The 26822-nt window shown below is 33.5% G+C and carries 17 protein-coding genes and 14 tRNA genes; 28 read left to right on the top strand and 3 right to left on the bottom strand.

Features of this window, described 5'->3' with window-relative positions:
* Positions 1-67 precede the first annotated feature (67 nt).
* From SLH48_RS15170 to SLH48_RS15110, 13 genes are all read left to right on the top strand, one after another.
* Positions 68-143 (top strand) — tRNA-Val (locus SLH48_RS15170).
* Between the two features lie 165 nt (positions 144-308).
* Positions 309-385: transfer RNA gene (locus SLH48_RS15165), tRNA-Met, on the top strand.
* Positions 386-397: 12 nt separating this feature from the next.
* A tRNA-Asp gene (locus SLH48_RS15160) sits at positions 398-473 on the top strand.
* A 155-nt stretch (positions 474-628) separates the two neighbouring features.
* A tRNA-Phe gene (locus SLH48_RS15155) sits at positions 629-704 on the top strand.
* 32 nt (positions 705-736) lie between these two features.
* A tRNA-Thr gene (locus SLH48_RS15150) sits at positions 737-812 on the top strand.
* 13 nt (positions 813-825) lie between these two features.
* Positions 826-910: transfer RNA gene (locus SLH48_RS15145), tRNA-Tyr, on the top strand.
* Between the two features lie 11 nt (positions 911-921).
* Positions 922-995, top strand: a tRNA-Trp gene (locus SLH48_RS15140).
* Positions 996-1009: 14 nt separating this feature from the next.
* Positions 1010-1085, top strand: a tRNA-His gene (locus SLH48_RS15135).
* A 57-nt stretch (positions 1086-1142) separates the two neighbouring features.
* A tRNA-Gln gene (locus SLH48_RS15130) sits at positions 1143-1217 on the top strand.
* Between the two features lie 3 nt (positions 1218-1220).
* A tRNA-Gly gene (locus SLH48_RS15125) sits at positions 1221-1295 on the top strand.
* Between the two features lie 5 nt (positions 1296-1300).
* Positions 1301-1371: transfer RNA gene (locus SLH48_RS15120), tRNA-Cys, on the top strand.
* Between the two features lie 13 nt (positions 1372-1384).
* Positions 1385-1473, top strand: a tRNA-Leu gene (locus SLH48_RS15115).
* 20 nt (positions 1474-1493) lie between these two features.
* Positions 1494-1575: transfer RNA gene (locus tag SLH48_RS15110), tRNA-Leu, on the top strand.
* 317 nt (positions 1576-1892) lie between these two features.
* Here SLH48_RS15110 and SLH48_RS15105 read toward each other — a convergent pair.
* Positions 1893-2912, bottom strand: a complete 1020-nt coding sequence (locus SLH48_RS15105) for a beta-propeller fold lactonase family protein (RefSeq protein ID WP_320258849.1) — start codon at positions 2910-2912, stop codon at positions 1893-1895.
* 449 nt (positions 2913-3361) lie between these two features.
* Between SLH48_RS15105 and SLH48_RS15100 the strand changes: the two genes are divergently transcribed.
* The 5 genes from SLH48_RS15100 to SLH48_RS15080 all read left to right on the top strand — a co-directional run bounded on the left by SLH48_RS15100 (position 3362) and on the right by SLH48_RS15080 (position 8889).
* A tRNA-Gly gene (locus SLH48_RS15100) sits at positions 3362-3435 on the top strand.
* 167 nt (positions 3436-3602) lie between these two features.
* Complete coding sequence (gene queG, locus SLH48_RS15095) at positions 3603-4733, top strand: tRNA epoxyqueuosine(34) reductase QueG (RefSeq protein ID WP_320258848.1); 1131 nt, start codon at positions 3603-3605, stop codon at positions 4731-4733.
* A 90-nt stretch (positions 4734-4823) separates the two neighbouring features.
* Positions 4824-5711: an amidase domain-containing protein gene (locus SLH48_RS15090; RefSeq protein WP_320258847.1), complete on the top strand. Its 888-nt coding sequence runs from the start codon at positions 4824-4826 to the stop codon at positions 5709-5711.
* A 265-nt stretch (positions 5712-5976) separates the two neighbouring features.
* Positions 5977-6450 carry a tRNA (uridine(34)/cytosine(34)/5-carboxymethylaminomethyluridine(34)-2'-O)-methyltransferase TrmL gene (trmL, locus tag SLH48_RS15085; RefSeq protein WP_320258846.1) on the top strand — a complete coding sequence of 158 codons (474 nt, stop codon included), beginning with the start codon at positions 5977-5979 and terminating at the stop codon, positions 6448-6450.
* A gap of 543 nt (positions 6451-6993) precedes the next feature.
* Positions 6994-8889, top strand: coding sequence for a PrkA family serine protein kinase (locus SLH48_RS15080; protein WP_320258845.1), 1896 nt, complete (start codon positions 6994-6996; stop codon positions 8887-8889).
* A gap of 1752 nt (positions 8890-10641) precedes the next feature.
* On the opposite strand, the gene SLH48_RS15075 is transcribed toward SLH48_RS15080, so the two are convergent.
* A complete protein-coding gene (locus tag SLH48_RS15075) occupies positions 10642-12948 on the bottom strand; it encodes a YhgE/Pip domain-containing protein (RefSeq protein WP_320258844.1) in 2307 nt (768 codons plus the stop codon).
* Positions 12949-13366: 418 nt separating this feature from the next.
* Between SLH48_RS15075 and yhbH the strand changes: the two genes are divergently transcribed.
* From yhbH to SLH48_RS15060, 3 genes are all read left to right on the top strand, one after another.
* On the top strand, positions 13367-14536 hold the full coding sequence (yhbH, locus tag SLH48_RS15070) for a sporulation protein YhbH (RefSeq protein WP_320258843.1): 1170 nt from the start codon (positions 13367-13369) through the stop codon (positions 14534-14536).
* Between the two features lie 500 nt (positions 14537-15036).
* Entirely contained in the window at positions 15037-16062 is a 1026-nt protein-coding gene (locus SLH48_RS15065) for a hypothetical protein (RefSeq protein WP_320258842.1), read from the top strand.
* Positions 16063-17355: 1293 nt separating this feature from the next.
* Positions 17356-17490: a hypothetical protein gene (locus SLH48_RS15060; RefSeq protein WP_284730493.1), complete on the top strand. Its 135-nt coding sequence runs from the start codon at positions 17356-17358 to the stop codon at positions 17488-17490.
* A 446-nt stretch (positions 17491-17936) separates the two neighbouring features.
* Here SLH48_RS15060 and SLH48_RS15055 read toward each other — a convergent pair whose 3' ends face one another.
* Complete coding sequence (locus tag SLH48_RS15055; protein ID WP_320258841.1) at positions 17937-18254, bottom strand: YolD-like family protein; 318 nt, start codon at positions 18252-18254, stop codon at positions 17937-17939.
* A 286-nt stretch (positions 18255-18540) separates the two neighbouring features.
* Between SLH48_RS15055 and nadD the strand changes: the two genes are divergently transcribed.
* The 7 genes from nadD to SLH48_RS15020 all read left to right on the top strand — a co-directional run bounded on the left by nadD (position 18541) and on the right by SLH48_RS15020 (position 26416).
* Positions 18541-19167 carry a nicotinate (nicotinamide) nucleotide adenylyltransferase gene (gene nadD, locus SLH48_RS15050; RefSeq protein WP_320258840.1) on the top strand — a complete coding sequence of 209 codons (627 nt, stop codon included), beginning with the start codon at positions 18541-18543 and terminating at the stop codon, positions 19165-19167.
* A gap of 472 nt (positions 19168-19639) precedes the next feature.
* A complete protein-coding gene (nadE, locus tag SLH48_RS15045) occupies positions 19640-20467 on the top strand; it encodes an ammonia-dependent NAD(+) synthetase (protein ID WP_320258839.1) in 828 nt (275 codons plus the stop codon).
* Between the two features lie 627 nt (positions 20468-21094).
* Positions 21095-21655: an NUDIX hydrolase gene (locus SLH48_RS15040; protein ID WP_320258838.1), complete on the top strand. Its 561-nt coding sequence runs from the start codon at positions 21095-21097 to the stop codon at positions 21653-21655.
* Between the two features lie 300 nt (positions 21656-21955).
* Positions 21956-22987 carry an LD-carboxypeptidase gene (locus SLH48_RS15035; RefSeq protein ID WP_320258837.1) on the top strand — a complete coding sequence of 344 codons (1032 nt, stop codon included), beginning with the start codon at positions 21956-21958 and terminating at the stop codon, positions 22985-22987.
* A gap of 211 nt (positions 22988-23198) precedes the next feature.
* On the top strand, positions 23199-24086 hold the full coding sequence (locus tag SLH48_RS15030; RefSeq protein WP_320258836.1) for a DMT family transporter: 888 nt from the start codon (positions 23199-23201) through the stop codon (positions 24084-24086).
* Positions 24087-24764: 678 nt separating this feature from the next.
* Complete coding sequence (locus SLH48_RS15025; protein WP_320258835.1) at positions 24765-25688, top strand: DMT family transporter; 924 nt, start codon at positions 24765-24767, stop codon at positions 25686-25688.
* A gap of 356 nt (positions 25689-26044) precedes the next feature.
* Positions 26045-26416: a DUF1304 domain-containing protein gene (locus SLH48_RS15020; RefSeq protein ID WP_214484337.1), complete on the top strand. Its 372-nt coding sequence runs from the start codon at positions 26045-26047 to the stop codon at positions 26414-26416.
* Positions 26417-26822 lie beyond the last annotated feature (406 nt).

Below are 26822 nucleotides of genomic sequence, written 5' to 3'. Positions count from 1 at the left end.
GTCAAGTGGTTAAGACACCGCCCTTTCACGGCGGTAACACGGGTTCGAATCCCGTACGGGTCACCACGGAGGATTAGCTCAGCTGGGAGAGCACTTGCCTTACAAGCAAGGGGTCGGCGGTTCGATCCCGTCATCCTCCACCATAAAAAACATCTAAAATTTATATTATCGCGGGGTGGAGCACGATCGAATTCTCTTCCTTGAGGTAGCAACAGCGTACCGATTGATAAGCATTAAGAATAAGCTTGAAAAAATCGGGACGGAGGCGCAAACAATGCGCATAGAAAAATTAATTAACTTCCCATTATCGCGGGGTGGAGCAGTCTGGTAGCTCGTCGGGCTCATAACCCGAAGGTCGCAGGTTCAAATCCTGTCCCCGCAACCAATGAATAAATGTGGTCCCGTGGTGTAGCGGTTAACATGCCTGCCTGTCACGCAGGAGATCGCGGGTTCGATTCCCGTCGGGACCGCCATTGTTAAAAAAATTGGCTCTGTAGCTCAGTCGGTAGAGCAGAACGTAAACATCTTGAGATACTTCAATGTAGTTCTGCGAGGAGCAATGTCTTGCAAAGAGATGCGACGAGCAAAGTGTTATATCTATTTAGAAAGTTTAATTTTATTATTGTTTGGCTCGGTAGCTCAGTCGGTAGAGCAAAGGACTGAAAATCCTTGTGTCGGCGGTTCGATTCCGTCCCGAGCCACCATTTGTAAGATATATGCTATACAAAAGAACTAAGCCGGTGTAGCTCAACTGGTAGAGCAACTGACTTGTAATCAGTAGGTTGGGGGTTCAAGTCCTCTCGCCGGCACCATCTATAAACATATGGAGGGGTAGCGAAGTGGCTAAACGCGGCGGACTGTAAATCCGCTCCCTGAGGGTTCGGCGGTTCGAATCCGTCCCCCTCCACCATTCATAATTATAGGGGCATAGTTTAACGGTAGAACAGAGGTCTCCAAAACCTCCAGTGTGGGTTCGATTCCTACTGCCCCTGCCATTTATTTATTTATGGCGGCTGTGGCGAAGTGGTTAACGCATCGGATTGTGGCTCCGACATTCGTGGGTTCGATTCCCATCAGTCGCCCCATTTAAAATGAACATATTTTTAAATAGTGCATATATTTTATAGTAGAAGGTTCTTTATTGGGCTATAGCCAAGCGGTAAGGCAACGGACTTTGACTCCGTCATGCGCTGGTTCGAATCCAGCTAGCCCAGCCATTTGCGGAAGTAGTTCAGTGGTAGAACACCACCTTGCCAAGGTGGGGGTCGCGGGTTCGAATCCCGTCTTCCGCTCCAAGTTTGGCGGCATAGCCAAGTGGTAAGGCAGAGGTCTGCAAAACCTTTATCACCGGTTCAAATCCGGTTGCCGCCTTTTTCACCCAGTCGCCGGGGTGGTGGAATTGGCAGACACACAGGACTTAAAATCCTGCGGTAGGTGACTACCGTGCCGGTTCAAGTCCGGCCCTCGGCACCATTTATATTATAGTAGTATTTGCCGGTGTGGCGGAATTGGCAGACGCGCACGACTCAAAATCGTGTTCCTTCGGGAGTGTCGGTTCGACCCCGACCACCGGTATTGTAAAAGAACGTTAATATACATACATTCAGACGATGACTCTTACTGAGTTCATCGTCTTTTTATGTTTCATTGTAATGATCTCGGTACTAACGGTCTTACGCATAGGGGGCTTTATATTACTTTCGTTTTTGTAAGACTTAGGGGGCGATACCTTCTGACTTCCTTGATTTGATGGTACAGTGGGATTATTAAAGACACTAACACGCTAACACATAATTAATATAAACGATTTAACCACAGTTTAGAAATTGATAATTGAGATGGGGATGTTATTCAGATTACGAGTATTTTTACGAGTATTTATATATCGTTTGTTAAGTCGGTGTGAATGCTATATCAGTTATAGTACCAATTGTTGGAACAGTAGCAATAACTGAGTGTGTTTTTACATCAACGACTTTTATTTGACCTGCATTTATATAGGCGAATTTTCCATCTGGTGTAAACCTTACTAAATATGAAGTACTTAAGACGGGAACACTAGCAATTACCGAATGAGTTTTTGTATCTATAACTGACACATTATTAGAATTTCCGCTCGTCACATAAAGAAGTTTCCCGTCTGGCGTAACTGCTAATGATCCTGGATTACGTTCTACGGTTATTGTTGCAATGACTGAATGAGTTTTCGTATCTATAACCGATACGCTTTCTGAGTTGAAGTTTGCGATGTAAGCAAGTTTTCCGTTGGGATCAATAGCTAATACAAAAGGTCTAATTCCTACTGGAATAGTGGCAATAACTGAATAAGTTTTCGTATCGATGACTGAAGCTGTTGAGAGTTCATTCCCGTTGTTATTAGTTACATAAGCAAGTTTGCCATCTGGAGTAAACTTGACATCTTCTGGACTTCCGTCAACATTCACTGTTGCAATAATCGAATGCGTATTTATATCGATAACTGAAACACTGTTGGAGCTAAAGTTTGTAATATACGCAGTCTTATCATCAGGTGAAATAGCTAAATTTTGTGGTTCTTGTCCGACAGTAACCGTTGTGATAACAGAATGAGTTTTCGTATCAATGACTGATACAGTTTCACTAGTATTATCACTGTTTGCGACATAAGCAATCTTTCCATCTGCTGTAATCGCTATTCCTAATGGAGACAATCCTACATCTATAGTTGTGATAACAGAATGGGTCTTAACATCGATTACCGCTACGCTATTATCTCCCGTATTTGTGACGTAAGCAATTTGTCCATCTGGTGTAAATGCGATAAAGTTTGGTGTATCACCAACTGATATCGTTGCAATTACGGTGTGCATTCTCGTATCAATGACAGATATATTATCGTTTGCACCTCTATTTGCTACATAAGCCAATACCATCGTACGTACCTCCTTTTAATCATATGTTCCAGTGTATGCTGAAAGTTTTGATGTGATAATTGAAATAGTCCATTCTTAATTGAGCAGATAAACTGTCTGTTCACCACGAAAAGAGGCTAAATACTCATATTTAACACAGAGTTAACATTGTTATTTCAAAGTGAGAGTATTCTATTTGAGTGATGTTGATGCATAGGATTAATAGCAAGGGGTTCTTAATATTAAAGGACTTATTCAGACGAAGGATTGGATATTGTAGTGGACAAATATGATGTGAAAAGGTATGTGGTTTTTTAGAGAGTTGCCTAATGGGTAAAAATGGACGAAAATAAATTATAACTTTTTTCGAATAAACTATTGCATAATTCGACATAAGCTGATAAGATAATATCTGTCCCAGTTAATGAGTCTTACACAACGGACATTTAGCGGATGGAAAAACTTTATATGCGGGTGTAGTTTAGTGGTAAAACCTCAGCCTTCCAAGCTGATGTCGTGAGTTCGATTCTCATCACCCGCTCCAATACATATGATCACAACGCAGTGTTTCGTTTAAAGAAAACGAAGCATTGCGTTTTTATTTTATATTAAAATAATGTGATTCTTATAAAAAAATGAGCTACTATTATTTGATAAAGATGTTATTTGGAAAACATATAAATACTAGAAAATAAAAAGGAGGTATTTGGTATGGATATCCAAGTTTTAAAAGAAGAAGTTATACAATATGCACACAAGATAGGAATAGACAAAATTGGTTTTGCAAGTACAAACGTTTTTTCACATTTAAAGGATCGGTTATATGAGCAGCAAGCGCTTGGATTCCAATCGGGATTTGAAGAAAGTGACATTGAAAAAAGAACTAACCCTCATTTATTATTACCGAAGGCTAAATCGATCATTTCAATTGCATTGGCCTACCCTTCAAAGATGAAAAAGACACCTAGAAACACTAAAATGGAGCGTAGAGGGATATTTTGCAGAGCTTCGTGGGGGACAGATTATCACCATATTTTAAGAGACCGTTTATTAAAGATAGAAGAATTTATTAAGGAAAGAGTACCATATGTAGAGTGTACCTCAATGGTAGATACCGGTGAGTTATCTGATCGTGCAGTGGCTGAGCGTGCGGGTATTGGTTGGAGTGGAAAGAATTGCGCAATTATTACACCTGAATTTGGTTCATTTGTATATTTAGGTGAAATAATAACAAATATACCGTTTCATCCGGATCAACCAATAGAAGAGCGCTGTGGATCTTGTAATAAGTGTGTAGATGCATGTCCGACCGGAGCATTAGTTCAAGGTGGTCAGCTGGATTCATCGAAATGTATTGCTTTCTTAACCCAAACAAAAGGATTTTTAGCTGAAGAGTATCGTGTGAAGATTGGCAACCGTTTATATGGTTGTGATACTTGCCAAATGGTATGTCCAGAAAATAAAGGGAAGGATTTTCATGTCCATGCTGAAATGGAACCTGATCCAGAAATTGCAAAACCGTTATTAAAGCCATTATTAAATATGAGTAATAGAGAGTTTAAGGAAAAGTTTGGGCACGTTTCTGGATCTTGGAGAGGAAAGAAGCCAATTCAACGAAATGCTATCATAGCACTTGCACATTTTAAAGACGAAACTGCAATACCTGATTTGGTAAGGCTAGCTACTGATGATCCGCGTCCTGTTATACGAGGTACGGCTGTTTGGGCTTTGGGTAAAATTGCTGAACACGATAGCTTGTTATTGCTGTCTGAAGCTAAGGATAAAGAAACAGATCCAGACGTTTTAATTGAATATGAACAAGTAATCAATTCAATTGGATAATGGTTTGTTCTTGCACTTTTTGTTATATCTAGCTAATATTTTAAACTTCACCACATATTCTAGTAATGAAAGCATATAGGTGGTGATTATGTGAAACAGAGCATTCATGTATTAATCAAAGAAAGAATAGATAGCTATGTAAATAAACGCAACTTGAACCTCGATGTTGTGAGTGAACATGAGCAACAGGCTATAAAAAGAAAACAAGACCTTTGTGAGCGGCGTTCAGTAGAAATGTTAAAATGTAATGTTAAAGGAAAAATACTTGGGAAAAAACAAGTAGCAGGTAGCACGACAATAAGCTATGTTTTACATTATCGGTCTTTGATGAAACAGGATGATTTCTTTTACATTGAAGAAATTTGTGAACACCGTGCTGCTTCATTTCTCTTAAATGAACTTATTAATGATTGTGAAGATAAACAATATGTAAGTAAGCAAGAACATGTGCCTTTAGATAGAAATCAACCTGAAGCAACTAGGAAGTCGTTTAAGTATGATCGACTTGAAGCTGTTAAATATGCTGAGAATTGGTGGAACAGCTATAATGTAAAATACAAAACATTTGAAGTAGATTGTACAAATTATGTTTCACAATGTATGCATGCTGGTGGGGCTCCGTTAGTGGGATATCCTAATCGATCAGGCGGTTGGTGGATGGTAGGGAATAATTGGAGTTATAGTTGGTCTGTAGCACATTCATTAAGATGGTATTTATCCGGTGCAAATGTTGGATTACGAGCAGTTGAAGTTGAATCTGCAAAGGCTTTATCACAAGGAGACATCATATGCTACGATTTTGAAGGAGATGGTCGTTTTGACCATACAACGATAGTTGTAGCAAAAGATAAGGAAAATTATCCTTTGGTCAATGCTCATACTGAAAATAGTAGAATGAGATACTGGTCATACGAGGATTCAACAGCATATACGCCAAATATTAACTATAAATTCTTTCACATTATTGACGATAATTAATCCATTTAGCTTGTTTCATTAGTAGGGAAAATAACTGAAAAATAATGTTGATACCATCTTGATCTTATGTTGTAGTAAAATATTTATTAGGATTACTTGCAATGGTTGTAGTCGAGCATACAAGTTATATTTTTGTATCTGAATGCAAATAGTTATACTTAGGCTTTGAAATAAAATTGCTTGTGTTTCTTTGTTCTTTATGAATACGGTCTTATAGAAATTTTGATATAATATAATAGAATTTTATGTTTGAGGTGAGATTATTTTGGGAATACATGTTGTACTATTTCAACCAGAAATTCCAGCTAATACAGGAAATATTGCTCGTACATGTGCAGCAACTGATACGACGTTACATTTAATCCGTCCGCTTGGATTTTCTACTGATGATAAAATGCTTCGAAGGGCTGGACTAGATTATTGGAAATTTGTTAGTATCTATTATTACGATTCATTGCAGGAACTCTTTGATAAACATGAAAATGGACGTTTTTATTTCATAACGAAATTTGGACAAAAGCCGCATACACAATTTGATTATAGTGATCAAAAAACTGATCATTTTTTCGTTTTTGGTCGTGAAACAAATGGTTTGCCAGATGAAATTATTAAAAACAATATGGAGAATTGTCTCCGTCTACCAATGAATGATCATGTTCGTTCATTAAACTTATCAAATACTGCAGCTATTCTTGTTTATGAGGCATTACGACAACAAAATTATCCTGGATTATCGTGACAAACAAAAAAGACCTTCACAGCTATGTTGTGGAGGTCTTTTTTTAATTGGCTGCTATTACGAACAAAGACTTTAGTGCGTAAACATATAACATTCGATCGTATCTTTTCTAAAATACCTAGCTGTTCCAGTTAATTGAAAGCAGTAACTAAGTTTACGAAAAGAGCCTTTTAATTAAACTTGAAAAGTATTATAAAATGTTCTTTCAAAAAAATTAATTTTTAGCACCTGGTTTATCGTCGTACCCCGATGTAAATATTGCTGATAAAAAAGCAACCATGACAAGTAAAATTAGAACTAAACGCATTGGTATATCCTCCTTCAGTACTATAAATGTGCCTATAAACTTACGATATTTTTATTATAACTTATCAGACAAGAAGTGTGAATGAAAAGTATGATTAATCACTCCAATTTATAAAATGCTTTATAGAGGACTTCTTACTGATATATTAGCCTAATTATCGTTAATTAATCATGCTATAGGTTATCCTCGCATACAGTATATTAATCATGGTACATGAAATTTTGAGGAGGTCCTTTATGGATATTTTAAAGAAAATTGAAACGTACAGAGAGGAAGAACAGCGGCTAAAATGGGAAGGTACCTTCGCGGATTATTTAGATATTTTAAAAGAAAAACCATATGTAGCACAATCTGCTCACTCTAGAGTGTACAATATGATTAAAGATGCAGGAATAGAAGATGTAAATGGAAGTAAACATTATAGATTTTTTAGTCATAAACTATTCGGTTTAGAAGAAGCATTGGAGAGACTAGTAGAAGAGTATTTTCATCCTTCAGCAAAACGTCTAGATGTCCGTAAACGTATATTATTATTAATGGGTCCTGTAAGTGGAGGCAAATCAACATTAGTAACCATTTTGAAAAGAGGGCTTGAAGCATATTCTCATACTGACCGAGGGGCAATATATGCAATTAAAGGGTGCCCGATGCATGAAGACCCCTTACACCTGATTCCGCATCATCTTAGAGAAGATTTTTTTGATGAATATGGAATTAGAGTGGAAGGGAACTTATCACCCCTTAATATGATGAGATTGGAAGAAGAATACGGTGGGCAAATTGAAAATGTATTAGTGGAACGAATATTCTTTTCTGAAGATAAGCGTACTGGTATTGGAACATTTAGTCCTTCTGATCCGAAATCACAAGATATAGCTGATTTAACTGGAAGTATTGATTTTTCAACAATAGCTGAATTTGGCTCAGAATCAGATCCTCGGGCATATAGGTTTGATGGAGAGTTAAATAAAGCAAATAGAGGAATGATGGAGTTTCAAGAGATGCTGAAGTGTGATGAGAAATTTTTATGGCATTTATTATCTCTTACACAAGAAGGAAACTTCAAGGCTGGTCGTTTTGCACTAATAAGTGCAGATGAATTAATTGTTGCACATACAAACGAAACTGAATATAGGTCATTTATTTCTAATAAGAAAAACGAAGCCTTACATTCTCGTATTATTGTTATGCCTGTACCATACAATTTAAAGGTTTCTGAGGAAGAACATATTTATACAAAAATGATTAGAGAAAGTGATGTTGCTAACGTTCATATTGCACCACATACTTTACGTGTAGCTGCCATGTTTACAATCTTAACAAGGCTTAAGGACCCGAAAAAAAATGATATTGATTTAGTTAAAAAAATGCGGTTGTATGATGGAGAATCAGTGGAAGGCTTTAACCCTATTGACGTGGAAGAATTGAAGAAAGAGTATCCAGATGAAGGAATGAGTGGGATTGATCCGAGGTATGTAATCAATCGAATATCATCAACAATTATTAGAAAAGAAGTGCCAGCTATTAATGCATTGGATGTTCTTAGGTCCTTAAAAGAAGGTTTAGATCAGCATCCATCGATATCAAGCGAAGAACGTGAGAAGTTTTTAAATTATATCTCTATTGCTCGGAAAGAATATGACGAAATAGCCAAAAAAGAAGTACAAAAAGCCTTTGTTTACTCATATGAGGAATCAGCTAAGACGCTGATGGATAATTATTTAGATAATGTTGAAGCATATTGTAATAAAAATAAACTTCGAGACCCATTAACGGGTGAAGAAATGAATCCGGATGAAAAGCTAATGCGTTCAATTGAAGAGCAAATTGGTATTTCAGAAAATGCAAAAAAAGCGTTTAGAGAAGAAATTCTCATTCGAATTTCTGCCTATGCTCGTAAGGGGAAAAGATTTGAGTATAAATCTCATGAACGTTTACGTGAAGCTATACAGAAGAAATTATTTGCAGACTTAAAAGATGTAGTTAAAATAACAACATCAACGAAAACACCAGATGAACTACAATTGAAGAAGATTAACGAAGTTGTTGCAAGATTAGTTGATGAACATGGCTATAATTCTACATCAGCAAATGAATTACTGCGATATGTTGGCAGCTTGTTAAATAGATAATTGACCAAAATAAAAAATCCATGCGTTTAGGTAGACAATGGTATTCACAAAGAGGAAAAAATGATATGAAGAGAAAAAAATATGAATATCGCATAGTAAGGGGAACTTGAAGGTATGTAAGCCTAAGTGCAGTTTCGTCAGGGAGATGACAAACTGTACTTAGGGTGTATGAAATCAGAAATGTTCTGGACATAAATTTTGACATGTTTTTAGGAAGGTGGCTTACCAATCCATCTTCTTATCTAAATTATAGTAAATAATAAGTTAATATGTACATGTAAAATTGGTGGATGAAAACACAATCATTACCTTGTAAAGTATATTTTCCTAGTACTACTCCAGAAACATTTTATCTAACCTGGTCATAAATATTAATAGCATAACTGAATTACTACTTGTTTACTTATGATTTTGAATGGATCAATATCACCACTGACTATCATAAATTTACTGGATGTTATATATTGAACTTCTTTATAACAAAGTCAAGGTGAAAGCAAGTTTACTAACAAGAGTCCGCTAGAAATTCCTTTCAAACAAAATTAATGAGAAACGTAGTTAACGATTATCTCCATAGTAGAAATGATATGGTTAGACCTTAAGGATGGTTAGATAACCGTTAATTATGAATGATACAAATACATCAATGAAAATAACATAGCAGTATTGTAATAACATCTTAACCAAGCGGCCTGGCTGCTTGTTTAAAGCTAGATGTAGTGGGTTAGCGCCCTAATCAATAAATCAGATGAAATTGATTGTATTTAAGGTTATATGAACGAGTTCGTAGTCTGCTTAATAATTGAAGTAATTGTAATAGATTCATTGCTGGATGTTTTGCGGTGGATTTTGCTACTGGATAATCATAAAAAGGTGAGAGGGGGTTTACCCTACCACTCTCTATTTTAAAAATGGAATGATCTACTCTATACGTACGATATAATTATCAAACCTTTTGAAGCTAATAATTGTACACTTGCTTTGATAATCTCTTACCTGTTTGAAGCAGAAACTTGACCCTTTCTAAGCACCAGTCTATTGTTAACATAGAACTTTTTCCATAGGAGTTTAGGTCTGCAATTATTTTAGAATCTATGATGCAAACAGGAACATAGTCACTTTTATTAACGAGTTCCTTTATTATTGAATGGTTAGAAGTAGCTACATAATGAAATTCTTTTTTGTGTTCTAAAAGCCAATGATCTTGAGTTGTGTCACAAACTAAAATAGCACGTACGACACCCTCGATAAATTCTATTTCTTCAACTAACTGTCTTATCTTGACCCCTTCTTTCTTGTATCTACACACCAATGGAAAATTATACATAACTAATAGGTACTTAGTCTTGGAATTAAATAAAATGTCATAAAATGTTCAAAAATTAGTAAGTATAAGTTTCTAGTTATTTTGATTATCTTTGAAAATTTGACAAATAATTTTATAAATAACAAAATTATTATTAAAAATATTATTATGAAATAAAAAATTAATTTTGTGAACAGAAATTCACTTCAATTGTCTTCTGTTTTATTAATGCTGTTTTCGTCATACTGAAATATAAGCACGTAATACAACTAGCGTTCGTGGATCTTTTCATGTTGTTAAAATGATGGATAATACATATGTGGCCACCATGGGTTAATTAATCTCCCATTTTATCAAATTACTGTCCAAATAAAAAACTTTAAGATTTGAGTGTCTAGACCCAAATCTTAAAGTTATTACATCATTTTATCATTTCACCTTTTTATTTACGCAGACAAACTTTGATCATGCGCAAGCTTTTTTGTACCAAATAAAAATGTACTTAATGCAAGCATTGAGAAAATCACAAAGTAAATGAGTAAAACTGAAGTATTTGACCACATGAAGCCAGTATCATTAAGTGAAATAATTGCCTTGAATCCAGCATTTGTATATGTTAATGGGAGGAATTCACTCAAGTTTCGTAAATTCTCTGGTAACATATCAATAGGTAGGTTAGCGCCAGTTATCGATAACTGAAGAACGATAAATACAAAGGCTAAGAAACGTCCAACATTTCCAGCAAGAGATACAAGGAAGAAGATAATCGTCATGAATGTTAAACTAACGGAGATAGTAAATAGTATGAATGAGACAACGTTTGCTACATTAAGCTGTAAGAATAGTATCGTAACGACGGAAACTAATAATCCCTGGACTACTGAAAATAATGTCAACGTCATAAATTTACTAGCAAACAAGCTTATAGCTGAAGTTGATAGCTCTGGTTCAGATGGCTTTTTAAAGTCTATAATGAAAGACATCATTAAGATACCTACAAAAAGCGCAAGAGAAATGATATATGGAGCAGTAGAATCACGATAGTATTCGAAACCGCTTACTTTCTCTTCAACAAGTTGGACAGGTGATGAAAACATTGCAATATTTTTATCCGAAGCATTGATGCTAGTCGTTTGTTGAGCACCTTCTTCAAGCCCTAGCGCTAGCTCCATGCTGCCCTCTTCAATTTGGCCAGCACCCGCATCTAATTGTAATACACCATTTGTTAAATCTCCCCAACCTGATTGTACGCTTTGATTACCTTCATTAAGTAGTTGCATATTACTATTTATGATAGTTGTACCTTCTGTTAGTGTTTTCCATCCAGTATTTACATCATTGTTGCCTATCCTAACCATTGAAGCCCCACTATGGATAGAAGATAAGTTATTTATTATTGAGTTCCAAGATGAACTTACAATAGCTGTTCCATCAGCAATTTGTTTAGCTCCTGTATCTAATTCTAAAACACCATTATTTACAGCTTCTTGACCAATGATTAATTCACCAAGCCCTGCCTCTAATTGTTTTACACTTGGTGCAGCTTCGTCTAGTCCTTGAGCAACTAGATCAGCTCCAGGCTTCAGCTTAGTTTGGGTGTCATTCATCAATTGATTAACGCCTGCTGATATTCCGTTACTTAGTGCTAGTATAGTGGTGAAGTTTTCATCAGAATTAAGATTATGAGTGGCATTGTAAGCTTCTAGGAGAGTAAGTAGAGTTTGCATATTTTCTGCTAAATCATTAGTTCCTGTAATAATACCATTAATACCATTAGCGACTTCTTGACTTCCTGGTGCAAGTAGTTCCATACCACTATTTAAACTCACACTTCCATTATATGCATCATTTAATCCTTGGAGGATTTGAGGAGTATATTCTGCAAGTTCTTGACTACCATTTGCTAACTTTTCTCCACCCTCAGCTAATACATCGATCTGTCCGGAGCCTTGTTGAATTGTAGTTAGTAATAATCCAATTGCGGCTTCAAGGTCCTTTGATCCACTAGCTAATTCCTCAATACTTCCTTGTTTTGAAATTAATGATGTTAACAATTCTTGTGTACCTGCTTCAAGTTCTTGTGAACCAGCAGCTAGTGCATTAATTTCTGGAGCCTTTTGTTGTAGAGCAGATAGTATTGACCCTGTTCCTTCACGTAATTCTATTGAACCAGAGTATAATTGATCTGAGCCTTCTGCAGCAGATTCAAAACCACTTGAAATTTCACCAAGCTGCGCAAAAAGACTTTGTGTATAAATTTCGGTTATTTTATTTCCGAGTTGCTCCCGGATTTTTTCTGTAGCTCCACTTGTTACTTGTGCAGCTGTAAAGTTCAAGCCTTCATTTTGGTAATAACGGAGTTCAGGTATCTTAGGGCTCTCAGTTAGTACTGTTGTAATTTTTTGAGAGAAATCTTCAGGAATTTCGATAACCATGTAATAATCTTGATTTGTTAGGCCTTGTTGGGCTGATTCTTTATTTACAAAGTGAAAGCCCAATGTCATGCTTTGCTTCATATCAGCGACTAATTCTTCACCAATATTAATAAGCTCATCACCTGACATGGCACCTTTGTCCTTATTGACGACAGCAACAGGTAAATTTGACATATAATCATACGGTCCCCAAGTAGATGAAAGTAGGATGGCTACGTAAACAATAGGAACGAGAAGTACAAGGATGACAGATAATAACATCCCCTTTTTACTAGTTAACTTTCCAAGGTCAGTTACCAGTAATTTAAATGCATTCATTTAATCCCCCCTAAATATAATGTATATATATATAAAGAAACTGGATGTTTATTAATAACTGAATATTCAATCAGTTTCTAATGATTCATATATTCTTTGGATAAACTCATTAATCCTGCTAAATTATACAAGTTTAAATATTTTTTCTTCTCCTTTTACATTCAGTAATTATAAGCATGCAAGCTAAATTAACGTTATGCTCTTATTTCCTTCAAACACGATTTGCAGGACTTGTCTAATTTTAATAGATATGTACCTATTTAGCTGAAATATTTGTCAATAATTCATCCTTACTGCATATGATAGAGTAACCAACCTTTATAATGAGAAAAAAAGCACTATGATACGTTATGCAGGCAATGCCAATTTTGTGAATGGATTTTTCAGATTGCTAAAAAATTAAATAGGGGGATTAACAATGTCAGCAAAAAATGTGCAATCGTTTGTGGTTTCACGTGAAGATTGGTCCCTCCATCGTAAAGGACATGATGACCAGCAAAGGCATCAAGAAAAAGTACAAGAAGCAATTCGGAACAATTTGCCAGATTTAATAACAGAAGAAAGTATTGTCATGTCAAATGGACGGGAAGTAATAAAAATCCCAATTCGTTCATTAGATGAATATAAAATTCGATACAATTATGATAAGAATAAACATACTGGTCAAGGAGATGGAGAGAGTAAAATTGGTGATGTAATTGCACGTGATGGTACACCTTCCAAAAAAGGTGCAGGTAAAGGACAGGGGGCTGGTGATCAGCCGGGAGAGGATTATTACGAAGCAGAAGTTTCTTTAATGGAATTAGAGCAAGCGTTATTTAAAGAGTTAGAGCTTCCTAACTTAAAACAAAAAGATCAAGATGAAATTGTTATTGATAAAATAGAATTTAATGACATAAGACGGACGGGTCTAACTGGAAATATTGATAAAAGAAGAACGATGCTTTCTGCCTATAAAAGAAATGCAATGCAAGGTAATCCAAGTTTTCATCCTATATATCGAGAAGATATAAAATATAAAACATGGAATGAAGTTATAAAACATGAATCAAAAGCGGTTGTCATTGCGATGATGGATACGAGCGGAAGTATGGGAATTTGGGAAAAGTATATGGCTCGTAGCTTTTTCTTCTGGATGACTCGTTTCTTGAGGACTAAATATGAAACAGTTGAATTAGTATTCATTGCCCACCATACAGAAGCAAAAGTTGTTTCTGAAGAGGATTTCTTTTCGAAAGGAGAAAGTGGAGGAACAATTTGTTCTTCGGTTTATCGTAAAGCACTTGAAGTAATTGATAATAAATATAACCCGGCTCTATACAACATTTATCCATTTCATTTTTCAGATGGAGATAATCTTACTTCCGATAACGCCAGATGTGTTAAGCACGTGAAAGAGCTTATGGAGATATCAAACATTTTCGGGTATGGTGAGGTGAATCAGTATAACCGTCACTCCACATTAATGTCAGCTTATAAAAATATAAAAGATGAAAAGTTCAGATACTATATTTTAAAGCAAAAAGCTGATGTATTCCATGCGATGAAAAGTTTTTTTAGAAAAGAAGAGGAAAAGTTGTATGCATAAGTGTAAGAAGTCAGCTGTGAGGCTGGCTTTTTATATGGGGTTTATTACAAAAGTAACATGATTAATTGTTTGAGAGGCAGAAAAGGTGACCGATAACAAGAAAATACAAAGCTGAAGTCGTTTTTTATTTTACTAAGGCTGTTTTCTCATTAATTGTTGCTTTTCGTAAGTAGAGCTAAATACGATACTAACTAACGTTCAGGGCATCTTTTCTTCTGTACAACGAAGAATAACATATAAAATCATAGCAACAAAGTTTATGAAAAAAAGAGCATTTATGAAAAAGTGGGTTGACTAACTGGTAACGTGGACATAAGAAAAGGAAAAAACAAAGAGAGAGTGTTTTTTTGTTTTCAAAAAAATGGACATTGATTGTACCATTAATTCATTATAATATTACAAAATAAGTACGTTGTAACCATTTTGTAATCCATTTTTGTAAAAGTTTTAATAAAATATAGCCATCATAAGAATCACAAAATAATTGGAGGCTACACTTCATGATAAAAATCAAAATTGCTATTATTTTTACAATGTCATTATTTGGTGGGAAATTAGTACATCATGAAGATGATATTACAGTAAATGATAAAAAGGTTCAATTATTTCAAGTATCTGATTCAATAGATTACAGCAAATTATATGAGAATCCGACACCTGATTCAATAGATTACAGCAATACAAATGAGAACCCCATATTAAGTGAAGAAAATTTTATTAAAAAGATGAAAGAACAGATGGCAAAGTTTAAAGCTCTTAATAAGATAAGTTTATATGATTTATTAACTACTAGAATTAAAGATTCAGGTTGGACTTTTGTAAGTGATGATTATAATGTAATTCTGTTCGAAGGTAATGATCTTGATAAACAATATATAATATACTTCGATATTAAAGAAGAATTTATAGATATGTATGTAGATGGGGAACAGAAAACGAGAGAAGAATTTGATGAATGGATAAATAAACTAGTATATAGAGATTATGAGATAAATGATAATGATATGCAAAAATTAGATAAACAGATGAAGGAGCAAATGAAAAAATTTAAAACTGAAAATGAAGAGAGTGTATATAATATATTAAATTATACATTCGAAAATGAAACTTGGTCCTTTGAAAGTGACGATAATAATATGATGCTCTTTCTAGGGGAACAGAATGATAAGAAATATATAATATTCTTTAACTATAAGAAGGAAACAATATATATGACTGTAGATGGTATGGTGAAATCGAGAGAAGAATTTGATGAATGGGTCAATAAATTAGATGATAATTTGAAGACGCAAATGGCAAAGTTTAAAGCTCCAAATAACGAGAGTATATATGATTTGTTAAATGGTTCATTTGAAAACCTAGAGTGGTCCTTTGGAAATAATGGTTGTAATGTAATGTTCTTTGAAGGAGACCAGCAATATGTAATATATTTTTTCTATAATGATAACTCTATAGATATGTATATAAATAGGGAAAAGAAAATGGAAGAAGAGTTTGATAGATGGGTAAATAAATTAATTCAATAATTGTTGTTATAAGATAATATTTTATTACGATTCATTATCTTCTTATCTCCGATAACCAGAAATTTAGAGTAACAAACGACTGTGAGTTGCTGGTTAAGTGTTAAATAAAAGGTTTATAAATCTTATGTAAGTTGATATTACAATAGGGGTAATATAACTTAATAGTATTGATGAAAAAGAGCATGTCAGGATAGCCAATTACATGCTCTTATACTTATAAATGATAAAGCATTAAGAAATATCTAGACCTAGTACACTTTGAGATTGTACAGCACTTGCAATAACGAGTATTAAAAAATTGCACACCTTTTTTGAAAAATAGGGACATAGATGGACAAGCAAGTACTTTCTAGTGTTGCAGCACCGGTAATTCCTGAGTACCGTACGTATGTAAATGTAAAGTATTAAAAAACCACCCTTTACACCTTATTAGCTATGGTGGGTTTATTATATAAAATTTATAAACTATTAGACGTGATTATTAAGTTTGCTTTTTCTCCATTTGTAAAAAGAGTATAAGAAAAATATCCAAATGAATATGCTATCTAACGATATACCAACATTTGACTCACCACCTAAAATAGTTAAAAGGGCAATAAAAAATAAAAAGTAGGTGTTGACTAATAAAACGGTAAAGTAGTTTCTTCGGTAGTCGCTATTTGATTTAAATAGATTGGCGATTAATACAAGTAAAACAATGGTCAATAGAAGTATATTATTTAAAGTAGCTGTAGCAAAAGAAAGATTAGGGAAAAAATCAAATATTAAAAGCAACGTTAAACTTAAAACTAGTATAACGCCTATAGGGTTTAAGGGTTTCAAAGTACCTCGCCTCCTTTGAGATAAAATTTGTTGCAACCATTCATATATTCACCTTTCTTTTTAATCGCAATAATCTTGTAGATTATTGTACACTAATAAAATTGTGTTTATGTTAAAAGTGATTTAAAATTATAAATATATGAAATATTAATAGAAAGTAGGGAATGTAAATGACAAAGAAAAGACAGCTGTTATTTCACTCCGTATTTATTCCTACCTTTGTATTAGTTTTTGTGGTAGTAAGTAATCTATTAGGATGATACTTGTAGTTAATATAGAGGCTGCCACGCATAGCTTGGTAGCCTTTTGTATTGTTGATTAATAACTGTAGTATTTCTCTAATAACTACTAAAATATTCTATCGTATATATCAGTGACTCAAATGTAAGTGAAAAAAGCAATAAAGTGTACGAAAAGAGCCTTAAAAAAGAAAATAACTGTGGTTAATACATATTTTTGGGGGATATAATTATGAAAAAAATGATACTGAGTTTAATAGTAGGAACGGTTGTACTGTTCTTTGTATTTATCTTGATGACGGTTTCAGTCGGTACAAAAGTTGAAATTGAAGAAAACTCAAGTGTAGATTATTCTACTTTGGAATAGTCTATGAATCTGACTTATTATTTATTTGAGGTGACTAAGCGCTAAAACGAGTGATCTTAAAACTTGTGATTTAGCTTTTGGTGGTATTACATATAAGACAGAAAAGTTGAAGGGAAAGCACTAGTTGAAATGGTGCTAGGAATAAACACTAGGATTCTTTTTGGTGATATTGCACATATATTTATCAATACTCGTTAATATTCTAGAGTATATCTCTTTTAATTTTTCAATTGGTTACTACATAATGACATAAGTTATCGATGTGTTATGTCCTTGGGCATACTAAAGTAGTGGAGTGAGCGAAAGAAAAGGTATTTCAAACAATGAAACACTGAGCGAAAGTTAAAAAAACACAGACGATCATGTATACAGATACATCAAAATATAATCATCACATCATGACATCACTTTCATTAAAAAACAGCCCTGCAAAGTATATGGGGCTGTTAATTTTTTTGTACATTTATAATACTCTCAAATTTTAATTTATGAACATTTTCTAAATTATCTATCACCATTATATGTTTATTGAGTTTATCTACAAAATAGATGTGCCCCACACAAGGTCTAGAAAGTCCATTTTTAGTATACGTTATAGTTACTTCCGATTTAAATTCTAAAGCTTCTAGAATTTTATTTTTTATATCTTGTATTTCATCCTTATTTTGTAACTTGCTATAATCATCCCACTCATCTTTGAGCAACTTGATTTCTTCAGGTTGCATATAGGAAGGAGCCCCTTTCACCTTTTCACGACCTTTCAATAAAATCACCCCTATTATTATATTATATAAGAAAATACGTTCTGTTGTTAAATAAAAAGGTATAAAATTTTTGAGTCAAATTCACGCAAAATAGTGTGTTTTTTAGTAAATACATATGATAAGTTAAAGTTAGACGTTTTGAAGATGGAAGAGAATAACCAGTCAAGAAATATGTGATGTATTGATCCCATAAGTGAAGGTTGCTAAACATACAGGTTTCTCTCTTGGAACTGCATACAAAAAACATGAAGAATTGATTGGCTATTATATTTAAGGAGGGTGCGCAATGGCTCGAATCGGAATTTATGGGTCTTCGTATGACCCAGTGACCAATGTACACTTATGGACTGCAAGTACGGTTGCACACCGTTGTAAATTAGATTATGTAGTTTTCTTACCTTGTTCTAATAAACGAAAAGATAAGCGAATGAATATTAGTGATGAGCATCGCAAAGAAATGGTTAAAATGGCAATTGAAAACAATCCTATATTTATTTTTGATGATTATGAAATGAATCAAGATGCATGGAAAATTGATACCTATACGACGATGAAACATTTTGAGAACAAATATCTGGGTGATGAATTATTCTTCATCATGGGAGCGGATTTATTGGTTGATATAGGGGATGGAAAATGGTCTAACGGTGATAAATTGGTGTCAGAATTTAATTTCATTATAATGGCTCGTGATGGTATTAATATGTTAGCTACTATTGGAAAGTCAGGTATTTTAAGAAATAATGATGACGGCAACACATTCCATTTAATTGATAAAGGTCTAGCTATGGAAATCAGTTCAACCTATATTCGTGATGAATTAAATATGGGGGGAGAGCCGAGGTATCTGATGCCAGAAAATTGTTATCAGTATATTAAAAAACATAAGCTATATATGAAAAGAATAGGATAGCGCAGGGTACCCAGTGACAATAATTTCGTTATTAGGAAAATTTACTATCTATAATGTGATTTATAGTCTTAGTCTTCATCCCATTGTGGATAATGGTAAGACTTGTGCAACAAATGAATCCAATCCCAGTAAGAAATTTACAACTTAATAAATTGGTGGATTCCAAAAATCGTTAGGGTGAATCTTATAGAAAAGTTGTCCTTAAGGCTATAACTTTTAGAGAACTAAAAGACATGGGGGTTTAGGGAGAAATATAAAAATCCTCAGAATGAAGTAACAGGCGAATTCAGGCTATGAAAAAAGCTGTTCGAGTATAGTATACTTAGCAGGTATAATGAAAAGAGTTCTTTCAACAGGGATGCTTTATTCCTGGAAGTTTGTCCTTCGGATTATTTCTGGGGATGCAGGAAAAATTGAACAAATAAAAACATGTTAAATAAATAGTTAATAAAAATTAGGGAGGAAGTTCTCGATGCACAAATATCAAAATGAAATTATAAAAGAAATGATGGTTCAACCAATTATTAATCCACAAGAAGAAATTCGAACAAGTGTAGATTTTATCAAGAACTACCTAAAGAAACATCCTTTTATTGATTCTTTAGTTTTAGGGTTATCAGGTGGTCAGGATTCTACTTTGACTGGTAAATTAGCTCAAATTGCCGTAAATGAGTTAAATGAAGAATGTGGTGATAGCAAGTATTCGTTTATTGCTGTTAGACTTCCTTATGGTGTTCAGAAGGATGAGGATGATTGTCAGATGGCAATTGAATTTATTCAACCAACAAAGGTATTTACAGTTAATATCAAGCCATCGGTAGATGCTAGTGTAGAGTCTTTAAAAGAAGCGGGGGTTGAAATCTCTGATTTCTTAAAAGGGAATGAAAAGGCAAGAGAGAGAATGAAAGTTCAGTATAGTATTGCTGGTACTCACAATGGTGTTGTTTTAGGTACAGACCATAGTGCAGAAGCTGTGACAGGGTTTTATACTAAGCATGGCGATGGGGCATGTGATTTAGTTCCAATCTTCCGCTTAAATAAAAGACAAGGTAAAATGCTTTTGAAAAATTTAGGTTGTCCAGAAAGATTGTACTTAAAAGCACCTACTGCTGATTTAGAAGATGGGAAACCTCAATTGCCAGATGAAATAGCTCTTGGTGTCACATATGATGAAATTGATGATTTCTTAGAAGGAAAAAAAGTATCGGAAGACGCATCGAAAAAAATTACATCCCATTGGTTAAAAACAAAACATAAACGCAATGCGCCTATTAGTGTTTTTGATGATTTTTGGAAATAACAGACAGCACGTATAAAGAAGCGGGTATAACAATTGTTATATCCTTTTTTTATTTCTTTAGTTATACCGTTGGTTTCAAGTGAACTTAGCTTATTTATTTGATTGGCTCTGTAAATGATCATGACTAATTTAAGCCTGTGACAACACATTTTTTCTCTTTAATCTAAAAAGAATTTCTTTTGTATGCTGAAGTAAAAGTTGAAAAGGTCAAACTATTTGTAAGTAAAGTAACCTAGCATTTAGATATATATATGGAGGGGAATAGTGAGCATTTAACATATTTGCAAGACAGTAAAAAAAATAATGAGGCTTTTTTTGAGTTGATCTTTTTACCATAAAAATGTTTGCGTGAATTTTGTTGTTAAAGTTCTTAAACTAAAAGGTAATGATGTCGTTTTACAAAGTATTCATCGTTTTATAGAAGAAAAGATGCAGCAAATCTAGTTATACACTTTTTTATTTGTATGATAAACAACAATCTATGCGAAAACAGCTTTGAAAAATAAATCAGATGTTTTCGAAGCAATACAAGAAGTCACATAAAGATCTAATACATCAATAACTGTCAAATGGTTTTGTTAAAATTATGAATAGTTTGGTAGAATGATATCAATTAGGAGGGAAATTATGGAGAAATGGAAAACGTTAAAATCGGAGTACATACATAAAAGTCCATTCGGTAATATCAGAAGAGATCATTGTGAGCTTCCAAATGGCATAGAAATAGAAGATTATTATGTAAATGAATACACAGATTGGGTGAATGCGATAGTCATTACAAAAGAAAACGAGCTTGTATTAGTTGAACAATATCGTCATGGTGGTAACGATTTTTTTGTAGAAGTTCCTGCTGGAAGAAGAGAGGGAAATGAAACACACGAGCAAGGGATAATAAGAGAGGTTAAGGAGGAAACAGGTTACACTTCTTTAAGAGAACCCATTTTATTAGGTGAATTTATGGTTAATCCGGGAACACAAAACAATAAAGTGAAAATCTATCTATTATTGGAAGCATTTAAAGGGGATAAGCAAGATTTAGATGATACCGAAGAGATAAAAGTTCGATTAGTAGATTTCGATAGTTTTGGGAATCAAATATTATCAAATAACATAAACACGCAGATATTTACAGTCACTTCATATTTTTTGGCACAACAATTTCTTGTAGAAAAACAGAATACAAAATAATGGTCAGTTATGTAAAATATAACTTATTTACAATATCGTTTTGTAGTAAAAAGGGCATGTAGATAAAAAAAAGAAACTCCCTAAAACCATCATTTAAAAGATGCATTTAATTTTATAAAATCATCGAAGGAACTATATTAATAGGTAAGTTGTTAGTGAAGTATAGGCATTCACGGAGTGTATGTTTTTCCTATGAATAGTTGTTTTGTATTCATAAAAAGCTAATTTATTTCAGTAGAAATTGTAAGAATGTTTACCAAAAAGGGTCTGCAAAAGTAAGAATAGTGGGAGGTAGTTACTGTGTTAATTAAGCCCAAAAAATTACAAGCGGGAGATCGTGTTGCTACAGTAAGTCCTTCTTGGGGAGGAGCAGGCGACCCTGACCTTAGATGGCGTTATGAACAGGGCTTAAAGAGGTTAGAAGAGGTTTTTGGTCTTGTGGTTGTACCGATGCCATATAGCTTAAAAGGATCAGAGTATACTTATCATAATCCAGAAGCTCGTGCTATGGACCTAATGATGGCTTTTAAAGATAAAAGTATAAGAGGGATTTTTGCAAATATTGGTGGAGAAGATAGTATTCGCTTACTTCCATATATTGATTTTGATGTTATACGAGAAAATCCAAAGGTTTTTATAGGATATTCAGATGTGACTGTTTCTCACTTTTTTTGTTATAAAGCGGGTATTACGTCATTTTACGGTCCAGCAATTTTAACTGATTTTGCTGAAAACGTTGAAATGAACCCATATACAATTGAAATGGTAAACAGAACGCTATTTTCAAATGAGATTATTGGTGAAATTCAACCCGCCAATGAATGGACGAGTGAGCGTTTAGAATGGACAATTTCAAACAAATATCAACGGCGTAGTATGAAACAGAATAATGGCTATGAGATACTTCAAGGTTCAGACATTAGACAGGGACATTTAATTGGAGGATGTATGGAAGTGCTGGAGTTTGTAAAAGGCACATCACTGTGGCCAGAGATGAAATATTGGGAGGATAGTATTCTTTTCTTTGAAACATCTGAAGAGCATCCAGAACCAAATTATATTAAGTATTGGTTGAGAAATTATGCAGCACAAGGGATTTTACAAAAAACAAGGGGTATCATTTTCGGTAAACCTAAAGATGAGAAATATTATGAAGAATATAAACATGAAATATTAAAGGTAATGAAAGAATACCATCTAGAAGACTTGCCGATTCTCTATAATTTAAGTTTTGGTCATACGGAGCCGAAGTTTATTTTGCCATACGGTTTGTTAGCAGAAATTGATTGTAAACAAGGCAAATTCTCAATTCTTGAAAGCGGAGTGGAATAGATCGGGCGTACTGAATTAAGTGAGACAAATTGATTCATTAATAACTTATAGGGGGATATATAATGAGATTGTATTTTGATATTTTTGAAAATGACCAGCCTGCTATTCTTTCCTAAGTTGAGGGATGAATAGTTAAGTAAATTGTCATGCCTCATCTTAGGGGAAATATTTTTTTCAAATTTCCTATATAAAGATGGAGGTATTTATAAATATGAAACAAAACTTACTTGGAGCGGCATGTTTATCTTTAGCCGCAAGTATTTGGGGTGGGATGTATGTTGTAAGCAAATATGTTTTAGAATTTGTTCCACCATTCACCTTAATGTGGTTGCGATATATGATTGCCTTTGCTTTTTTAGTTGCAATTTTAAAAACATATCGAGTGAAAAAGAGAAATGAAGTAAAAATTAAGAAAAGGGATTGGTTATTACTAGGCTGGATTGGTTTTATAGGATATTTTGTATCTATTGCTTTTCAATTTATTGGTACAAAATTAGCTGATGCACATACAGGAGCACTAATTACTTCAGTTACACCTGCCTTTACTATCATCTTTGCAAAGTTTGTATTAAAAGAGAGGTTAACAATTGTAAAAGTTATGGCACTGCTTCTGGCAACCTGTGGAGTTGTTGTGGTTATTGGAATAGATATCTCTTTCGATACCTATCTACTTGGTGTCATAATTTTAGTTGGAGCTGCAATTACATGGGCAGTACTTTCAGTTTATGTGAAAATTGCATCTCAGCGCTATTCAACATTGTTTATTACAACTTATTCCATACTATGTGCATTTATATTTACAACACCCGTCATGTTATGGGAACTTCAAGTATATGACGTATATGTTCAAAGCAGTTTAATCATATTGGGTATTACGTACCTTGGGTTAGTTTCAACAGCAGGAGCTTTTTTTCTTTGGAACAAAGGTATGGAAATCATGGATGCTGGGGTCGGTTCATTATTTTTCTTATTTCAACCAATAGTAGGTTCTTTATTAGGGTGGGTTTTATTAAGTGAAGAACTAAATATTAGTTTCTTTATTGGAGGAATTTTAATTTTAACCGGAGTTGTAGTAGGAAATTTTCAAAAGAGAAATTAACTATTAAATATTGCAGGGAGTTTTTTCTTTCTGCAATAGTAATTAAGCTATAACACCGGTACAATTTTGTTATATTGTCAAAAAATCGCTGACGCATTTCTGTAATGAAAAGCGTCTTTTTTGTTACCTTTAATTGCATGCATTATTGTACGCGCCAGAAATCATATCTAACCTCATTTGTAAGTGTATAATAGTGACCTCGATGTAAATGGTGTTGAATTTTTTTTTCCCTTTGAATAAACTACAACCCATTTTTTTTCGACCTATTCATAGGCGTATTCTAACGAAGTAAAAAAAGTAAATTTTCTAAAATTTATGATAATATAAGTTTAATTCATATGGTAAGAAGTGAGTTTAGTTGAGTAGAGTTGATCAGAGTACAAAGTTATATATAAGAAAATTGCTTTTATTGGGAGAAACTGCACTTTCCGTAGACAGACTGAGATGGAAGTCATTTTCTATTTTAATTAGATTATCAATGTAAATTTGAAATTCTAAATGAATTTTTGAGGGGTATATTAGAGGAATTTCATAATTCCATTAGTAAATATGGAAGGTAATATACTTATGTGTTATTAGTCCCATATAAAATTCATAAAAATGTTAATTGATGTAAAAGTAATAAAAGTGACAACGTTTGTCGTTGTAATAATAGTTTAAAAACAAGGAGAATGTGCAATGAATCCATCGATATTGGCATATGCAAAGATTTTCTTAGCTATGGCAATTGTGGGAAGCTCAGTGGTTTTTGGGAAACTTATTATTTCAAGTTTTCCAGTTTTTTTAGCATCGGAATTACGATTTATTGTTGCAACAATCATTCTGGTTCCATTTTTATTGCTACAAGAAAAACAATTTCCATCTATTAGATTAAAAGACTTATTTATTCTATTTCTTCAAGCATTTACAGGAGTATTTTTGTTTAATATTTTTATGCTATACGGTTTAAAATATACGACTGCAATTGAAGCAGGGATCATAACAAGCACTCTCCCAGCAGTGATAGGCTTAATATCCTTTTTATTCTTAAAAGAAAGACTGTCAAGAACAAAAGGGTTGGGGATTATGTTTGGAGTATTAGGAGTATTGTTGATTAATCTTATAGATGGGGAATTAGGTACCATCAATTCTTTATTAGGAAACCTTTTAATATTTGGAGCAGTATTGGGTGAAACATTGTTTATTACAATGGGGAAATCTGTATCTAATAGGTTCACACCCCTTACAATATCAACGTTGATGAGTATTTTTGGTCTTATTATGTTTTTACCATTTGCAATCTATGAAGCTAAAGAATTTGACTTTTCAAGTGTTGGTATAATGGATTGGATGAATATTTTATATTTTGGAATCGTTGTAACTGTACTTGCTTTTCTCTTAATGTATCAAGGTTTATCAAAAGTTCCTGCAAGCTCAGCTGGAGTTTTAACAAGTGTAATTCCATTCAGTTCTGTAATCCTTTCCTTTCTAATTTTAAAAGAAGAGCTTTTAGTGTCACATTTGTTTGGGATGTTGTTTGTTTTACTGGCTATTTTCTTTATTTCAAAGGACTCATCCGGTGAGAAATTTGAAACAAAGTCTTCTATTTCTCAATCAAGATAAACATCGTTTCTCTGAAGACTTTACTTGAACATCACTTATGGACTCCATGATTTCTTTTATCATCAATCTTTTTCACAGGATGTTTTCATATTGATTGTTAATCTTCTTCTTAAGACATAAGTATATATCGCGTTCATTACTTTTTTATCATTAGATAAAGTTTTTATAAGGTTCAGTTGATCTTTTAATCATGACGAGGGGAAATAGACTCTTCTCGTTTGGTCCATCAACAATCCATGGCTATATATAGATCATGGTGCTTAACTGTATTAATTCATAGAATTGTCTTTTTTTATTGTTAGTGTGGCACTATAATGAAAAGGAAATATTGGATAATATGTAAAAGGAGTGTATGTATGGAATTATTGGCAATTATTTTTGTTTTGATTGTAGCTTTTGAGCACATATATATCATGCTTCTTGAGATGTTTTTTTCGACAAGTAGAACAGCCCAAAAAGCTTTTGGAGTGACAAAAGATGTACTCGAAATTCCAAAGGTGAAAATTTTATTTGCTAATCAGGGTTTGTATAATGGGTTTCTAGCAGCTGGCTTGATCTGGGGACTATTTTTTGTTCCAGATTCAAGTAAAATTATGATTCAGCTTTTCTTCTTAATTTGTGTGATAATTGCTTCGATATTTGGAGCCCTGACAGCAAATAAAGGAATTTTTATTAAGCAAGGAACTCCTGCAATTTTAGCGGTTATTATCATTCTATTTTCAAAATAAAAGAAGAAGGAATTGTGATTCGAAACAGCACTGTTGTTTGAAATATAGTAGTGAATAGTTATAAAATTGTAGTTTAGCAGATGTTATATAACATGGAATTCTTTAAGAATAGCTGTTTTCTCATTGATTGATATTATTTACACGTCTCCTGTTCTTAGCTATTAAACCTTAACAATGATTTAATAGTCATTATTAAGGTTTAATTTTGTGAAGAATTCAGCAACAAAGTTTAGGATAAGAGTTTTATGAAAAAAGGTAGTAATTATATAGAATTAAAAGAAAAAATGTAATAAAAGTGTCTCTTTTAAAAACACTTTTTCTGTTCGCTCATGTTAAGATAAATAGTGGTGTTTCTTTAATGATAGATTTCTATTATTCCAGAGTCTATTAATAAATTTGAGAGGTG

This window comes from Cytobacillus sp. IB215316, from assembly GCF_033963865.1.
GTDB lineage: Bacteria > Bacillota > Bacilli > Bacillales > SM2101 > Nanhaiella > Nanhaiella sioensis.
This window is presented reverse-complemented; position numbering and strand designations above follow the sequence as displayed.

Bases quoted from the DNA above. Each gene is read 5' to 3' on its own strand.
- queG (WP_320258848.1), top strand. From the start codon at position 3,603: ATGGATATCCAAGTTTTAAAAGAAGAAGTTATACAATATGCACACAAG.
- SLH48_RS15020 (WP_214484337.1), top strand. From the start codon at position 26,045: ATGGAATTATTGGCAATTATTTTTGTTTTGATTGTAGCTTTTGAGCAC.
- SLH48_RS15075 (WP_320258844.1), bottom strand. From the start codon at position 12,948: ATGAATGCATTTAAATTACTGGTAACTGACCTTGGAAAGTTAACTAGT.
- SLH48_RS15080 (WP_320258845.1), top strand. From the start codon at position 6,994: ATGGATATTTTAAAGAAAATTGAAACGTACAGAGAGGAAGAACAGCGG.
- SLH48_RS15040 (WP_320258838.1), top strand. From the start codon at position 21,095: ATGGAGAAATGGAAAACGTTAAAATCGGAGTACATACATAAAAGTCCA.
- SLH48_RS15025 (WP_320258835.1), top strand. From the start codon at position 24,765: ATGAATCCATCGATATTGGCATATGCAAAGATTTTCTTAGCTATGGCA.
- nadD (WP_320258840.1), top strand. From the start codon at position 18,541: ATGGCTCGAATCGGAATTTATGGGTCTTCGTATGACCCAGTGACCAAT.
- SLH48_RS15065 (WP_320258842.1), top strand. From the start codon at position 15,037: ATGATAAAAATCAAAATTGCTATTATTTTTACAATGTCATTATTTGGT.
- nadE (WP_320258839.1), top strand. From the start codon at position 19,640: ATGCACAAATATCAAAATGAAATTATAAAAGAAATGATGGTTCAACCA.
- yhbH (WP_320258843.1), top strand. From the start codon at position 13,367: ATGTCAGCAAAAAATGTGCAATCGTTTGTGGTTTCACGTGAAGATTGG.
- SLH48_RS15030 (WP_320258836.1), top strand. From the start codon at position 23,199: ATGAAACAAAACTTACTTGGAGCGGCATGTTTATCTTTAGCCGCAAGT.
- SLH48_RS15060 (WP_284730493.1), top strand. From the start codon at position 17,356: ATGAAAAAAATGATACTGAGTTTAATAGTAGGAACGGTTGTACTGTTC.
- SLH48_RS15105 (WP_320258849.1), bottom strand. From the start codon at position 2,912: ATGGTATTGGCTTATGTAGCAAATAGAGGTGCAAACGATAATATATCT.